Annotated in this window: 13 protein-coding genes; 4 read left to right on the top strand and 9 right to left on the bottom strand. The window is 65.1% G+C overall.

Annotated features, from left to right (window positions below; genetic code table 11):
- Nucleotides 1-79 precede the first annotated feature (79 nt).
- Nucleotides 80-1939, bottom strand: coding sequence for a M1 family metallopeptidase (locus L8F97_RS04675; protein WP_242146917.1), 1860 nt, complete (start codon nt 1937-1939; stop codon nt 80-82).
- Between the two features lie 690 nt (nt 1940-2629).
- Between L8F97_RS04675 and L8F97_RS04670 the strand changes: the two genes are divergently transcribed.
- Nucleotides 2630-3757, top strand: a complete 1128-nt coding sequence (locus L8F97_RS04670; RefSeq protein ID WP_242146915.1) for an energy transducer TonB — start codon at nt 2630-2632, stop codon at nt 3755-3757.
- A 129-nt stretch (nt 3758-3886) separates the two neighbouring features.
- Here the strand turns inward: L8F97_RS04670 and L8F97_RS04665 are convergent, their stop codons facing one another.
- From L8F97_RS04665 to L8F97_RS04655, 3 genes are read right to left on the bottom strand one after another with little or no spacing between them, the layout of a single operon-like run.
- Nucleotides 3887-4264: a nuclear transport factor 2 family protein gene (locus L8F97_RS04665; protein ID WP_242146913.1), complete on the bottom strand. Its 378-nt coding sequence runs from the start codon at nt 4262-4264 to the stop codon at nt 3887-3889.
- Nucleotides 4261-4719, bottom strand: a complete 459-nt coding sequence (locus tag L8F97_RS04660; protein WP_242146911.1) for a YaiI/YqxD family protein — start codon at nt 4717-4719, stop codon at nt 4261-4263. Before L8F97_RS04660 ends, L8F97_RS04665 begins: the two co-directional genes overlap by 4 nt.
- A gap of 38 nt (nt 4720-4757) precedes the next feature.
- Nucleotides 4758-6620, bottom strand: coding sequence for an ABC-F family ATP-binding cassette domain-containing protein (locus L8F97_RS04655; protein WP_242146909.1), 1863 nt, complete (start codon nt 6618-6620; stop codon nt 4758-4760).
- 164 nt (nt 6621-6784) lie between these two features.
- On the opposite strand from L8F97_RS04655, the gene L8F97_RS04650 reads away from it, so the two are divergent.
- Entirely contained in the window at nt 6785-6931 is a 147-nt protein-coding gene (locus L8F97_RS04650; protein ID WP_242146907.1) for a hypothetical protein, read from the top strand.
- A 77-nt stretch (nt 6932-7008) separates the two neighbouring features.
- Here the strand turns inward: L8F97_RS04650 and L8F97_RS04645 are convergent, their stop codons facing one another.
- The 3 genes from L8F97_RS04645 to L8F97_RS04635 form a co-directional block, all read right to left on the bottom strand.
- The gene (locus L8F97_RS04645; protein WP_242147180.1) at nt 7009-8313 is read right to left on the bottom strand and encodes a sensor histidine kinase; all 1305 of its coding nucleotides are present in this window, start codon (nt 8311-8313) and stop codon (nt 7009-7011) included.
- A gap of 41 nt (nt 8314-8354) precedes the next feature.
- Nucleotides 8355-9074 (bottom strand): response regulator, encoded by a 720-nt coding sequence (locus L8F97_RS04640; protein ID WP_242146905.1) that lies wholly within the window; start codon nt 9072-9074, stop codon nt 8355-8357.
- 90 nt (nt 9075-9164) lie between these two features.
- The gene (locus L8F97_RS04635; RefSeq protein WP_242146903.1) at nt 9165-9818 is read right to left on the bottom strand and encodes an EF-hand domain-containing protein; all 654 of its coding nucleotides are present in this window, start codon (nt 9816-9818) and stop codon (nt 9165-9167) included.
- A 150-nt stretch (nt 9819-9968) separates the two neighbouring features.
- Between L8F97_RS04635 and L8F97_RS04630 the strand changes: the two genes are divergently transcribed.
- Entirely contained in the window at nt 9969-10121 is a 153-nt protein-coding gene (locus L8F97_RS04630; RefSeq protein WP_242146901.1) for a DUF2256 domain-containing protein, read from the top strand.
- A 53-nt stretch (nt 10122-10174) separates the two neighbouring features.
- On the opposite strand, the gene L8F97_RS04625 is transcribed toward L8F97_RS04630, so the two are convergent.
- Complete coding sequence (locus tag L8F97_RS04625; RefSeq protein WP_242146899.1) at nt 10175-11395, bottom strand: MFS transporter; 1221 nt, start codon at nt 11393-11395, stop codon at nt 10175-10177.
- A 59-nt stretch (nt 11396-11454) separates the two neighbouring features.
- On the bottom strand, nt 11455-12240 hold the full coding sequence (locus tag L8F97_RS04620) for a sulfite exporter TauE/SafE family protein (RefSeq protein WP_242146897.1): 786 nt from the start codon (nt 12238-12240) through the stop codon (nt 11455-11457).
- A 368-nt stretch (nt 12241-12608) separates the two neighbouring features.
- Here L8F97_RS04620 and L8F97_RS04615 point away from each other — a divergent pair, with 368 nt between their 5' ends.
- Nucleotides 12609-13853, top strand: coding sequence for a dipeptidase (locus L8F97_RS04615; RefSeq protein WP_242146895.1), 1245 nt, complete (start codon nt 12609-12611; stop codon nt 13851-13853).
- The last annotated feature ends 55 nt before the right edge of the window (nt 13854-13908 follow it).

The following is a 13908-nucleotide window of genomic DNA, read 5'->3' as shown; positions in this document are numbered from 1 at the left end:
GAGGCGCCTTCAGGCTTCGCTATGCGTACGCAAATAGAGCGCCACGATACGTTCTGCGGCGGTTATGAACAGGGTCTCATTAAGACGGTTTGGTGATGATGCTGTCGAGTGCGGCGGCAACCGTCGGGTGATAGGTTGCGCGCGCGGTCGCGAAGATGCGGCGAGCGATCGGTTGACCCCATGGGCCTTGCGCCATCAGCCCACGGTACAGTGGGAACACGAACAGCCCGCGCCCGATCGTGTGGAGATAATGATCCAAGGCCGGCACCACCGGGTCGTAGTGATTGGAGATCGCAAGGCTGAACCACGCAAAGCCGATATAGGCGCTGGGCGATCTGGACAGGCCCCACGCCGAATCCATTTCGGCGAGCCGGGCGGGCGACTGCTTGCGCGGCAGCCCGTTAAGGAAGCGCAGCCACTCCTGCGTACTCCATTTCGACCTATCGAGCGACGTCGCGGGCGCACCGGCGTCGAACGCGGCGAGCTTTGTGTCGATCGCCGCGAGAGTCGCTGAACGGACATGGACGGCATTGTCGGGCAGGCCCGGTTGGTAGGCCCAGCGGTCGAGTTGCAGGTCCTTCTCCAGCGCGACATCGCCGTGGATCAGATTGGCGCGCAGATCGGCAAGGAAGCCGGCGGTCGTCTGCGGCTGGAAAGCGTGACGATCGAAATAGCTGCGCAGATACGCGTCCCATTTCGCCCGTCCGACGCGGTACTCGATGGTGCGCAGGAAGGTCGCGCCCTTGTTGTAATCGAGCTCGCCGTAGGTGCCGTTCGGGTCGCCATGTAGGCGTGTCGAAGGTGCATCCGGTCCACCGGCACCCTTCAGATCCCGTTGGAGGTTATCCCAGCTCAGATCGGCCAGCGTTGCCGCACGCTCCTTTCCGTACACCGCTTCGTCGATGCGGTTTTCGAAATAGGTGGTGAAACCCTCGTTCAGCCAGACGTCCGACCAGGTCGCGTTGGTGACCAGATTGCCCGACCAGCTATGCGCGAGTTCGTGGGCGATCACGTCGACGTTTGACTTGTCGCCGGTCAGGATCGTCGGCGTAGCGAAGGTGAGGGTGGGGTTCTCCATACCGCCGTAGGGAAACGACGGCGGCAGCATCAGGATGTCGTAGCGGCCCCAACGATACGGCCCGTACAGCGCACTCGCCGCCGCCACCATCTTCTGCGTATCGTCGAGTTCGGCGGCGGCGCGTGCCAGCGTGGCGGGTTCGGCATAGATTCCGGTAGTGGGACCGAGCGGCTTGAACGCGAGATCGCCGACCGCGAGCGCGATCAGATACGGCGGCACAGCATGCGGCATGTTGAAGGCGAAGCGCTTCTCACCCTTGCCCGCAGGCTCGCCCTCAGGCGTGAGGCGGTTGGCGCTCATCACCGCCATCATGCTGGCGGGGACGGTGATGTGCGCGGACCAGCTCTGCCGGATACCGGGACTGTCCTGCGTGGGGATCCAGCTCCGGTTGTTGGTCGGCTCGCCCTGGCTGAACAGGAACGGCTTGGACTTGCCGGCGGTGAGCGCAGGCGGCAGCCATTGCAGCGCGCTCGCTTTCGGCGCGGACGTGTAGGTGACGACGATCCGCCGCGCCGCGCCGATGCGAACGGTGAGCGGCGCGCCTTTTTCCGCGACGCTCGCGCCGACGGTATAGGGCAGCGCGCGGCCGTCGGTGTCTGTGATGCGGGCGATGACGAGCCCGTCGTCGTCCAGAACGATCCGGTCGGCACCCGGTTTGGCGAGAATGTCGAGCGTGGCGGTGCCGCTCAGGCGCTGCGTGGCGAAGTCGGCGGTGAGATCGAGATCGACATGCGTAACGCGCGCCGTTTCAGGTTGCGCAAAGGATAGCGTGTCCCGCGCTTGCGGCGTGGTGAGGATCGGAGCGGGGATGGGGAGCGATGCTGGCGCGGCGGCTGCGAGTACGAAAAGAGCTGGAACCATGGCGCCAATGCTATCCGGTCTTGCGCCGTGCGCAAAGTGGGCTGCAGCCGGCGCGCACGTGCCATGATGATTGTTCGTGTTTGTTTGGCGACTGATGCTGCCTGCTTTCCGACATCGCCCGATGAGCATAACTCTCGCCTACAGGTAATTATGATCCGATCCGCTCTTGTCGTGCTGCTCCTGATCCAGTCGTTGGCCTCAGTTCATGCTCAGGCCGCAGGTTCCTACCGTTCCGGCATCACGAAAACGGAGGATGCGTGGCAAATAGGCCCAATTGAGATCGGGCCACGGGAATGCACGCACCCGACCCCCGAGGGCATGCGGCCTTACACTTTGTGCCTCGCCGAAACGGCCCACGACGAGACAGAGCGCCGTTTGCAGCTCACGCTCAAAAACCTCCATGCTAAAAAGGGTTCGCGTGCTTCGTCGCGCCTCCAGATCGAGCAGCAGAGATGGGATCTGCAGAGACGCCGCTTGTGCGCCATTAAAGCTTCCCAAGCCCCAACTCCTGAGTTCGCCTGCGCCGAATTCACCTGCCTCGATAGGGCCGCTGACTCGCGGATCGCACGTCTCGCCGCAATAGCGAACGGCAGCTATCCACCATCTCAAGCCATTCACGAGCGGCGATGCGCGCGCTAAACTCCGAACTGTAGCGGGACGACTCGAGCTACGTTGATCGGAGATCAAGGCATGCTTGTCGCGTTGCTCGCCTCACTCAGCGTTCCTGCGCCACCGACACTGCCGGGCTATTCTCGCGCGGAGATCGTTTCTTTTAAGGTTGAGCAAATCTTGTGCGCTAACGGTCCCGTCGCGACTGGTGATCTTGTCCGGCCGCGGACGACGGTCTGGACGCGGTACGGTTCCGTTTCCGATGCGGCACCGCCGCCGACGTACCGGTTCGATTTCGCAATCGATGGGCAAGGGCGCGTGCGCACGATCCGGCGCGATGCTACTCCGCCACCAACCTATTATTTCGACGCGAGCGATCTCGCGCCCTCGCTTGCCGCCTCGCGTTTCCCTGCCGGCGCCCCACACGACAGATGCTCCATTCGCTATAAAGCGTCATGTGATCCAATCGAAACGGCGGCCATGTCGGACCTGTACGAACTGGCAAGCCGGCCCGAGCCGGCGGGGAACGCGCCAAGCCTGTACGAGCGGGTGCGACCTGCGGGATCAACCTGCCCCCGGGAACCGGGCCAATACCGCCGGCTGAACCTGCCGGCGTTCGAAAAAATGCGGCCAATTTCCGGCGATCCCGCTTGGGTGTTCTTTGCCTTTGACGTTGATGCCCGCGGCAAGCCGGCCGATGTGCGTGTTCTTGGAACATCCGGTGATGCAGAACTGGACGCAGCGGGGCGTCATGCCTTGCTTGCGAACCGCTATGCGCCCGGGCCTGGCTACCGCGGCTGCACGTACCACTTCCACCTGTCGGACGTGACCGACCATCCTGCACCCGACTTGCCTGCCGACGCACCTGGCGGTTCAGCAGATCAACCCGGATGCATGGTCGACCCGAAGTCGATCTCCGGCCTGCTAAACGGAAGCGCTTATCCAACGCCGTTCGCGCGGCGTCGGATCGAAGGGGTGGCGATCGTCGGTTATGACACGGCACCGTGGGGTGCGGTCGGGAACGTAAAGGTGCTTCTGTCGGAACCGGATGAAATGTTCGGTACCGTAGCGCGCGATGCCTTCATGAACGCCCACGTGGCAGAGGGCGCCACCGGGCAGCGGGGATGCGTTCAGCGCGTGAAGTTCAAGTTGCCGCCCGCGTACTCCGCAAGGCGCAGTCTTCCTGTCATCGCCAGACACCCTGATTAAAACGGTTGCCGATGTTTTCCGGCAAGCTCGCGGGATCACCGTAGCCGCCTGTTCTTGCACCTATGTCAGACCGCAGGCTTTTCGCGCTCGTCGCAACGGGATCGGACTAGCTCTTCGGCTATATCGACCTCAGGCAAGCGTGAGGTAGATCTCCGCCTCCAAGACCCACGCACCGGCTGTCGCACGCCACTTGGCGGAGTAGGCACCGGACGCCACCACGGTTCCTGCAACGGCGCCTTGCCAATGGCCATGTTCGAGCGCGATCGGTTCGACGGACGAGGCAACGACCGTGTCGGGCGTGCGGGTATAGATGGTGCGCGAGGGCGCGGCGAACTCGCGTTTCCATGCCGCGAGCTGCGCCTTGCGACCCGAGATGACGGCGCTGTCGGTGCCGGTAATGAGGATCACGTCCGCTGCCAGCAAAGGTCCGATCGCGGCAAGGTTCGCTTCCGCCAGCGCGCGGTTGAAGGCGGCGCGGCGCGTCCGGATGGCAAGATCGGCACTCATCGGGCGAGCTTCACTAGCGCGGTGTCGAGCGCTTGCAGAAAGCGCGAGCGGTCGGTCTTGGCGAAGGGTGCTGGGCCGCCGATCACGTCGCCGCCGGCGCGCAGGTCGGCCATGATCGCGCGGGTGGCGATCGCCCCGCCGATCGAGCTGGCGGTGAACGGCTTGCCGGTGGGGGCGAGCACGGTCGCGCCGGCCTTCAGCGCGCGATCGGCGAGCAGGATGTCGGCGGTGACGACGACGCTCGCGCTATCCGCCTGTTCGGCGATCCAGTCGTCGGCGGCGTCGAACCCGTCCGACACCACCACGCGGCTGACCAGCGGATGCTGGGGAATGCGGAAGTGGCTGTTGCTGACGATCACCACCGGTACCGCACGGCGGTAGGCGACCTTGTAGATCTCGTCCTTGACCGGGCAGGCGTCGCCATCGACGAGGATGCGGGGGGTAGTGGCCGTCATGCGTGTTTCCCGGAGGTTCGTCCAGAAGGAGGCGGGTGTTACGCCGCGATCCCCTCCAGCGATTCACTGATCTCGAACCACACCGCCTCGGCGGCTTCCAGCTTCTTCGAAACCGTCGCGTGTTCCTTCTTGCGGGCATGTTCGTTCATCCGCGCCAGCCACGGCTCGGCGGCGGATGGATCGGCGATCGCGCGGTCGATCGCGTCGCGCTGGCGGGTGAGCTTGGCGACGAGCGCCTCCGCCTCGTGTGCGCGCTTCTTGAGCGCGTCGGCCTGACGGCGGGCCTCGTCGGCGGCCTTGTCGACCGGCTTGGCCTTCTTGGCACCTTCGCCGCTGGTGGGATCGCCCGCCAGCACGAAGGCGATGTAATCCTCCATGCTGCCGTTATATTCGCGTGCCGTGCCGTTATCGACCAGCACCAGCCGGTCTGCGGTGAGTTCGACCATGTGGCGATCGTGGCTGACGAGGATGACCGCGCCGTCATAGGCGTTCAATGCCTGCACCAGCGCCTCGCGCGCATCGACGTCCAAGTGGTTGGTCGGCTCGTCGAGGATCAGCATGTGCGGGGCGTCGCGGGTGATGAGCGCGAGTGCGAGGCGGGCGCGTTCGCCGCCCGACAGTTTGCCGACTTTGGTGACCGCCTTGTCGCCCTGGAAGCCGAACCGGCCAAGCTGCGCGCGTACCGCCGCCGGGGTCTTGCCGGGCATGACGCGGACCATGGTTTCGAGCGGCGTGTCGTTGCCGTCAAGCTCCTCGACCTGATACTGGGTGAAGTAGCCGACGCGCATCTTGCCGCTCGAAGTCATCCCGCCATCGAGCGGGGCGAGTTGTGCGGCGAGCAGGCGGGCGAGCGTGGTCTTGCCGTTGCCGTTGCGCCCCAGCAGCGCGACGCGATCATCGGGGTCAAGCCGCAGGTTGAGGCGCTGGAGGATCGGCTTCTCGTTATAGCCGACCGCCGCCATATCGAGCGTGATGAGCGGCGGCTTCAGCTCGTCGGGGCTGGGGAATTCGAACGACAGCGTGGGGTCTTCCGCCATCGATGCGATCGGCTGCATCTTAGCGAGCATCTTCTGGCGCGACTGCGCCTGTTTCGCGGTGGAGGCGCGCGCCGAATTCTTGGCGATATATTCCTGCAGCTTCGCACGCTGCGCGTCCTGCGACGCCTTCGCGGCCGCCAATTGCGCGGCGCGTTCGGCGCGTTGCCGTTCGAAGCTGTCGTAATTGCCCGAGTACATCGCGACGCGGCCGCCCTCGACGTGGAGGATCGTGTCGACCACGTTGTTGAGCAGATCGCGCTCGTGGCTGATGACGACCATCATGTTGGGGTATGACTTGAGGAAGTTCTCGAGCCACAAGGTCGCTTCGAGGTCGAGGTGGTTCGACGGTTCGTCGAGCAGCAGCAGATCGGGCTCGGAGAACAGCAGCGCGGCGAGCGCGACGCGCATCTTCCAGCCGCCCGAATAGCTGTCGAGCGGGCGGTTCTGCATCTCCTCGTCGAAGCCGAGCCCGACCAGGATCGAGGAGGCGCGCGACGGCGCGGTATAGGCATCGATCGCGCCCAGCCGCTCGTAGATTTCGCCGAGGCGGTCGGCATCCTCGCACGCTTCCGATTCGGTCAGCAGCGACGCGCGTTCGACATCGGCGGCGAGCACGGTTTCTACCGGCGTGGCGGTGCCCTGCGGCGCGTCCTGCTTGAGATAGCCGATGCGCGTCTTGCGCGGCATCTCGATCTCGCCATTGTCGGGGTCGATCGAGCCGATCATCACCTTCATCAGTGTCGACTTGCCCGCGCCGTTGCGGCCGATCAGCCCGACGCGGCTCTTGCCGGGAAGCGCCGCGGACGCATTGTCGAGGATCGTCCGTCCACCGAGGCGCACCGTGATACCGTTGATATTGAGCATGGCGCAGCGCTTATCATGCAGCGCAGCATTCGTCACCCCGCCCCCGGCTCGCCGCGATCGAGGATCGGAGGTGGAACAATACCTCAGTCTTAGCGTTAAGACGTGCAGTATCGGCGATGAGGTGAGTAAGGAGGTTCGCCCATCGCCATGAGGGAGTATCCGCTATGAACGGTGTCATCTATTTCCGGGCCGACCATGAACTGATCGGCCGCGTCATCGCCGAGAAGCTGCGCCGCCGCACCGATCGGAACCGGCTCGACGACAGTTTCAGTGTGGCCGGCCCGCGCCACAAGAGTGCGCTCGCCGCCTGATCGTCGGTTTCGAAGTCCATCCCGCCAGCTTCGCGCCCAGGCGTTCCTAACCGCCAGCATGGCGACTCGTGGGGCGCTTAGCGGCGCAGCGTGATGGTCGCCGTCAATCCGCCGCCGACCCGGTTGGCGAGCAGGATGTCTCCGCCCGCCTCGCGCACGATCGCACGCGCGAGCGCAAGGCCGAGCCCGATCCCTCCGGTATCCTTGTTGCGCGAGTTTTCGAGGCGGGTGAACGCCTCGAAAACGTCGTTCAGGCGATCCTCAGGGATGCCGGGCCCCCGATCGCACACGATGATGCGAACCTGATCGGGTTGTTCGGCAAGCTGCACGTCCACCTCGCTGCCGTACTTCAGCGCATTCTCGATGAGGTTACGCAACGCCCGCCGCATCAGCGACGGGCGCAGCCGCATCCGCAGCCGCGCGCGCTCCTCGAACGCGACATTTTCGCCGAGATCGAGGAAATCGTCGACCACTGCCTCGACCAGCGCGGCCAGATCGACCTCGGTAAGGGGTTCGCTTGGCCGCCCCAGCCGGGCGAGCGACAGGATATCGTCGAGCATGCGATTCATCTCGGCGATGGTCTCAGCCATGCGCAGCCGGTCGGTATCGTCGTCGACCGATTCGATGCGAACCCTCAAGGCCGCAAGTGGTGTGCGTAGATCGTGCCCGATCGCCCCAAGCATCCGGTCCTTCTCGTCCAGCATGGCGGTAACCCGCAGCCGTAACGCATTGAATGCGGCGATCACGTCGCGCACGTCCTGCGGCCCGGCTTCAGCGAGCGCGTCGACCGATCCGCCGGGGCGAAATCCGCGCGCCGCAAAGGCGAGTGTGCGCAGCGGCTTAGAAATCTGCCGCGCGGCGACCAGCACTGGCACGAGCACGACGATGTAGAGAATCACCGTTTGCCAGATCAGCCGCCAGAAGATCCAGTCGTTGCCGCCGAACCACGGCACCGACAGCACCAGCCAGTCCTTGCCCGGCCGCTCGACGGCGATCATCAATTCGCCGCCCGCACGGCGGAAGCGTTCGCGGCGTTCCTTGCCGGTGTAGCGCAGCCGGAAGTCGTCGGGCACGAAGCGGTGCACCTCCGTCTCGACACGGCCGGCGTTCAAACCGGCTTCGCCAAGCGCAGTCCGCAGACTTTGTTCGATGTCTCGGCGATGCTCGCCCGTCGGCGACACGGGCGAGCTGGCGGCACTCCGCACGCGTCCACGATCGAAGCGGGTAGGCTTGGCGAACGTATTGCGCTCGACCGCATCGGCGATGCGCGCGACCACCGGCCCGGTGGTACCATCAATCCGCGCGCGTTGACGTTCCTGAAGGATGAGCGCGAAGTTGATCGCCTGCGCCACGAACAGCGCAACCGCGATGACAAGCGCCATCTGACCCGACAGGCTGCGCGGCCACAGGCGCGGGCGGAACCTCAAAGGCGAGTAACCTCCGCGGCCAGTGTGTAGCCACCGCCCCATACCGTCTTGATGAGTTCGGGATTTTTGGGATCTTCTTCGATCTTGCGGCGCAGGCGGCTGACCTGATTGTCGATCGCGCGGTCGAACGCCGCCGCCTCGCGCCCCTGCGTCAGATCGAGCAACTGGTCGCGGGTGAGGACCTGGCGCGGGCGCGTCACCAGTGCGTGGAGTAGATTATACTCGCCGGTCGACAGCGGCACCGACACGCCGTCGTGATCGACCAGCGCGCGTTCGCCCGATTTCAGCACCCATCCGGCAAAGGCGAACGACCCAGCGGCGGGGGCGTGTTGCCGCACGCCACCGGCGGCGGCGCGGCGCAGGATCACCTTGATGCGCGCGGTGAGTTCGCGCGGGGAAAACGGTTTCACCACGTAATCGTCGGCGCCGATCTCCAACCCAACGATGCGGTCTGTCTCCTCCGTCTTGGCGGTGAGCAGGATCACGGGCGTGTCGCCGGTCGCGCGGATGTGACGGCACAGGCTGAGCCCGTCCTCGCCCGGCATCATGATGTCGAGGATGACGAGATCGATCGCATACGCCGCCATCCGCATCCGCGCGCCTTCGGCGTCGCCGGCCTGCGTAACGCGAAAACCCTGCTTGGTAAGAAACTGCGCGAGCGGTTCGCGGATCGAACGCTCATCGTCGACGAGCAGGAGATGCGGCGTGTCACCCATGGGATCGGGGCTTAGCATAATGCTCCAGTCTGCCAAGTTCGCCGGGCGGGCAGGGGAGTACCCGCCCGGCAGGCCTGACCAGTCGGGGGTTTACTGGCCGGCATCTCGATCCGGTGCGCCTGCATCCGGCGGTGGCATGTCGCCACCCCGCATCGGCGGTCGACCGGCGCTCATCTCCGCCTGATCGATGAAACCGTCGTGGTTGGTGTCCATCTTGTCGAAGCGGCGGTCGGAGGCCGCGCGCATCTCCTCGCGACTGATCCGGCCGTCGTGATTGGTGTCGATCCGTTCGAGCCGCTCCTCGCCACGTGGGCCGCCAGGGGGCGGGGCCATGGCGCGATCGCCGGCCGGCTGACCGCCATTCTGTTCGCGGCGATCCCGGAACGCCTGCATCATCGCCTGCATTTCGTCCTGCGTGATGCGGCCGTCGTGATTGGCATCCATCTTCTGAAAGCGTTCGTCGGCGTCGGCCATGAACTGCGCCTTGGTTATGACGCCGCCCTGCGCGCGCTCCGCCATGCGGCCACGCAGTTCGTCGCCGGAAAGCTTGCCGTCGTTGTTGGCGTCCATCCGCTGGAACCGCTGTGCCGCCTGAGCGGCGAATTCTTCATGTGTGATGATGCCGTCGCCGTTGGCATCCGCGCTCGCCATCATGCCACCGCCGCGCTGCGCCACCGCCGCCGTGCCAGCCACCCCGGCGAACACCGATCCGGAAAGCGCTGCGGCCAGGAAAAGCCTATTCATGGTATGTCGTCCCTTATCGCTGAACCCGGGCTGATCCGGATCGTCGAGCATGGTCTAGACAAAGCCTGTGCCGTCGGTGTGTCAGCGGGCGGGGATAAGTGTCGCAATTTGTCGTCGGCGCCCAATCGGGCGATCGCGCGTTGGAGCGGCATGGCGCATAAGAAAGCTCATCTTCCAACCAAACTTTGTGTGGCCTGCGAGCGCCCCTTCGCGTGGCGCAAGAAGTGGGAGCGGGATTGGGAGAACGTGAAGTTCTGCTCGGATCGCTGCCGGGCAAGCGGTGCGAAGGCCAGCCCGCAGTGAGCGGATCAAGGCCGTAGCATCCGCGGCTCGATCACCAGCGCACGCCGTCACGCCTAATGAAATTGCGCCACCGTCGGTCGCTTCAGCCGAACGATACCCCACCACAGCACCGCGAGCGCCACTGCCGCCAACGCCGCCGCCAGCAGAAACGCCGCGCCCGGCGCGCCATGCTCCGCTCCGAACGCAAGCGTTTGGGTCATCACCAGCGGCCCGATCACCTCCGCCACGCTGCCGAGGCTTGCCATGCCACCTTGCAATGCGCCCTGATTGGCGGAGTCCACACCGTTCGACAGCAAGGCGTTGATGCCTGGAAACACCAGTCCCGTCAGCGAACCAAGCGCGATCAGTGCAAAGACCATCCACCCCGTGGTCGCGAAGGTGATCGCGGTGAACGTCGCGACCGCCACCGAAATGCCGATCATGACCGTGCCCAACTCGCCGAAGCGGCGGATCGCGCGTCCGGTGACGAACACCTGCGTCAGCGCCATCGTCACGCCTGAAGCCGCGAGCGACAGGCCGATCAGGTGCGGGCTCCAGCCGAAGCGGATCTCGCACCAGAATGCCCAGGTTGCGGGATAGACCATTTGGCCAAGCTGCCAGCAGAACGCGACGATCAGCAAGGGCGCGGCGCCGCCGGCGTGGAACAGCGGTTTGAACGCCCCGAAAGCATTCGCGCGCCGCCACGCGAACGGGCGACGATCGGCGGCCTCGAGCGTCTCCGGCATCGCGGCCGCCATCCAGCACGCGTTCAACACGGCGAGCGCTCCTGCGACGAGAAACGGCGCACGTGGCCCGAAGCCGGCGAGCAACCCGCCGATCGCGGGGCCGATGATGAAGCCCGTACCGAACGCCGCGCCCATCAGCCCGAACGTTTCGCCACGCTTCTCCGGAGGCGTCACGTCCGCCAGAACGGCGTTCGCGGGGCCGTAGATCGCACCCGCTACGCCGGCGATAATGCGGCCAAGGAACAGCCAGCCGATCGTCGGCGCGAACGCCATCAGCGCATAGTCAATCGCGAAAGCCACCATCGCCATCAGCAGCACCGGTCGTCGCCCGAACCGGTCGCCAAGATTGCCGAAGATGGGGCCGGCGAAGAATTGCGCGGCGGCGAACGCGATCAGCAGCGCGCCACCGGTTCGCGCCGCATCGGCGAGGCTGCCGCCCTTCAACTGCACGATCAGCGTCGGCAATACCGGCATGACGATGCCGAAGCCGATCGTGTCGATCAACACGGCCGCCAGTACGATCGGCACCGCGCGATGTTGGAAGCGCATGATCGTTACGAACCTCTCCGCCCCCGCGCCAGGTCCGGGCGCTACCACGGCGCGCCGTGTTAGAACAGCAGCTTGGCGCCAACGATGATGAGCGTCACCGCCAGGATCGCGCGCAGCACACCGTCCGGTACGCGTGTCGACAGCAGACTGCCGATAATGATGCCGGGCACCGATCCGACCAACAGCGCGCCGAGCAGGCTGAAATCGACCGCGCCCATCAGCCAGTGACCGATTCCGGCGATGAGTGTCAGCGGCACCGCGTGCGCGATGTCCGATCCGACGAGCCGGTTGGTCGGCAGCTTCGGGTACAAGGCCAGCAGTGCCGTCATGCCGATGGCGCCCGCACCCACCGAGGTCAACGCCACCAGCACCCCGAGCAACACGCCGAGGCTGATCGTCAGCGCGGCGATGCGCCCGGGCTGGATCTGGTCCATGACCGGCGCGAACCGAGCGACAATCACACGGCGGAACACCATGGCGATCGCCGTGAGGATCAGCGTTACGCCGAGGATTACGGTCACGGCTTTGCCGGTTTGCTGATAATGCGATCCGGCGAAACCGAGCACGAGCAACGTCATGATGGTGGCGGGCATGCTCCCGATCGAAAGCAGGCGTACCACGCGCCAATCGACCGTGCGGTTGAGACCATGAACCCCCGTACCCACGGTTTTGGTGGCGGAGGCGTAAAGCAGGTCGGTGCCAACCGCGGTCACCGGGTGGAAGTTGAACAAGATCACCAGCAGCGGTGTCATCAGCGATCCGCCGCCAACCCCGGTCAGGCCGACCAGCATGCCGATCATGAGGCCCGCCACCGAGTAAAGCGGATTATAACCGGCGAGAATCATTCAAAAGCCTCTGTTGCGATCGCGCTTGCCATCCGTAACGGCATGCACTGCCGATCGCGACCCCGCAACAAACAGAAGCTTTTGAAGCGCCGCGCCTGGGTTTGGGAGGCGACGCGCAGAGGGTTGCGCCGTCACCGTCAAGATCGCCGTAACGCCCGCTGGTCTTGGTGCGGCCGAGCGCGACATGTGTCTACTCCGCACCTTGATAACGGTCGTGAATTGGCGGCGCCGTTGGTTGCGGTGCGGCATGATCAAAGCCGAGAATGAGCCGACTAAAGCCGCTCAGCTTGACGAACCCTGCGCCGCACTCGATGCTGCACCTGCAAACAAAAAGGGGTGGTGCTGTGCTCAATCGACGGACTCGACACGTGATCGCGCTTTGCGGAGGCGCGGCGCTCACTCTTGCGGCAACCGGCTCCGTCACCGCCCGAAAGGCCGCTGTCGATCCGGCGCGCGCAATTCACGAACAACTCGTCGTGCTCGACACGCATTTCGATACGCCCGCCAACCTCGGGCGGCCGGGCTGGAGTATCATGGAGCGGCACGCCACCGATATCGACGGCGATCAGGTCGATTACCCGCGCATGGTGCAGGGTGGCGTGGATGGCGGGTTCTTCGCGATCTACACGCCGTCCGGCCCACGTACGCCGGCGGGAGACATCGCCGCGCGCGATTTCGGCATACAGCGCGCGGTGCAGATCCGCGAAATGGTTGCCAAGCACAGCGACGTCTTCTCGCTCGCGCTGAATGCCGACGATGCGGCGCGTGCGGTTGCCGCGCACAAGCGCTTCGTTTTCATGAGCATGGAAAACGGTTATCCCTTCGAAGGCGATCTCACGCTGATGCGCACGTTTCGCGGCCTCGGCGTGACGATGATGGGGCTCGTCCACTTCAAGAACAACGATCTTGCCGACAGCGCAACCGACGCCCCCGAGTGGCACGGCCTTTCGCCCAAAGGCAAGGATGCCGTCGCGATGGCGAACCGGCTCGGTGTGGTGCTCGACGTCAGCCATGCGTCGGACGACGTGCTGCGCCAAGTCGCGCAATTGTCGAGCGCACCGATCATCCTGTCGCATTCCGGCATGCGCGCGGTCCATAACAACCCGCGCAATGTGTCGGATGATGATGCCAAGCTGGTCGCGGCGAAGGGCGGCGTCATCCAGATCAACGCGTACAGCGGCTACATGGTCGATGCACCGGCCGCGAGTGCCGCGCGGGACGCGGCGATGAAGGAATTGATGACCGGCTATGAAAAGGCCGACACGATGACGGTCACGGAACGCCGGGCGCTCATCGCGCGCCGCAAGGCGATCCAGATGCAGTTCCCGGTAACGCGCGCGACGTTTGACATGTTCATGGCGCATCTGCTGCACGCGATCAAACTGGTCGGCATCGACCATGTCGGGATCAGCGGCGACTTTGATGGCGGCGGCGGCGTGGATGGCCTGAACGACATCACCGCCTACCCGAAGGTGACTGCGGCCCTGTTGAAAGCAGGCTACAGCCCGGCGGACATCGGCAAAGTTTGGGGTGGGAATGCGCTGCGCGTGTTGAAGCAGGCGCAATCGCTGGCAGACCCCGTGCTCGTGCCGAAGGTGCCGATCACCAACTGACGTGTGCGGGCGGCCGAGGCTGATCGGAGCCAGGTTTGCCGTGCCAGCTGCGCGC

It is taken from the genome of Sphingomonas sp. BAUL-RG-20F-R05-02, from assembly GCF_022662305.1.
Taxonomy (GTDB): domain Bacteria; phylum Pseudomonadota; class Alphaproteobacteria; order Sphingomonadales; family Sphingomonadaceae; genus Sphingomonas.
This window is presented reverse-complemented; position numbering and strand designations above follow the sequence as displayed.

Bases quoted from the DNA above. Each gene is read 5' to 3' on its own strand.
- L8F97_RS04675 (WP_242146917.1), bottom strand. From the start codon at position 1,939: ATGGTTCCAGCTCTTTTCGTACTCGCAGCCGCCGCGCCAGCATCGCTC.
- L8F97_RS04670 (WP_242146915.1), top strand. From the start codon at position 2,630: ATGCTTGTCGCGTTGCTCGCCTCACTCAGCGTTCCTGCGCCACCGACA.
- L8F97_RS04665 (WP_242146913.1), bottom strand. From the start codon at position 4,264: ATGAGTGCCGATCTTGCCATCCGGACGCGCCGCGCCGCCTTCAACCGC.
- L8F97_RS04660 (WP_242146911.1), bottom strand. From the start codon at position 4,719: ATGACGGCCACTACCCCCCGCATCCTCGTCGATGGCGACGCCTGCCCG.
- L8F97_RS04655 (WP_242146909.1), bottom strand. From the start codon at position 6,620: ATGCTCAATATCAACGGTATCACGGTGCGCCTCGGTGGACGGACGATC.
- L8F97_RS04650 (WP_242146907.1), top strand. From the start codon at position 6,785: ATGAACGGTGTCATCTATTTCCGGGCCGACCATGAACTGATCGGCCGC.
- L8F97_RS04645 (WP_242147180.1), bottom strand. From the start codon at position 8,313: ATGGCGCTTGTCATCGCGGTTGCGCTGTTCGTGGCGCAGGCGATCAAC.
- L8F97_RS04640 (WP_242146905.1), bottom strand. From the start codon at position 9,074: ATGGGTGACACGCCGCATCTCCTGCTCGTCGACGATGAGCGTTCGATC.
- L8F97_RS04635 (WP_242146903.1), bottom strand. From the start codon at position 9,818: ATGAATAGGCTTTTCCTGGCCGCAGCGCTTTCCGGATCGGTGTTCGCC.
- L8F97_RS04630 (WP_242146901.1), top strand. From the start codon at position 9,969: ATGGCGCATAAGAAAGCTCATCTTCCAACCAAACTTTGTGTGGCCTGC.
- L8F97_RS04625 (WP_242146899.1), bottom strand. From the start codon at position 11,395: ATGCGCTTCCAACATCGCGCGGTGCCGATCGTACTGGCGGCCGTGTTG.
- L8F97_RS04620 (WP_242146897.1), bottom strand. From the start codon at position 12,240: ATGATTCTCGCCGGTTATAATCCGCTTTACTCGGTGGCGGGCCTCATG.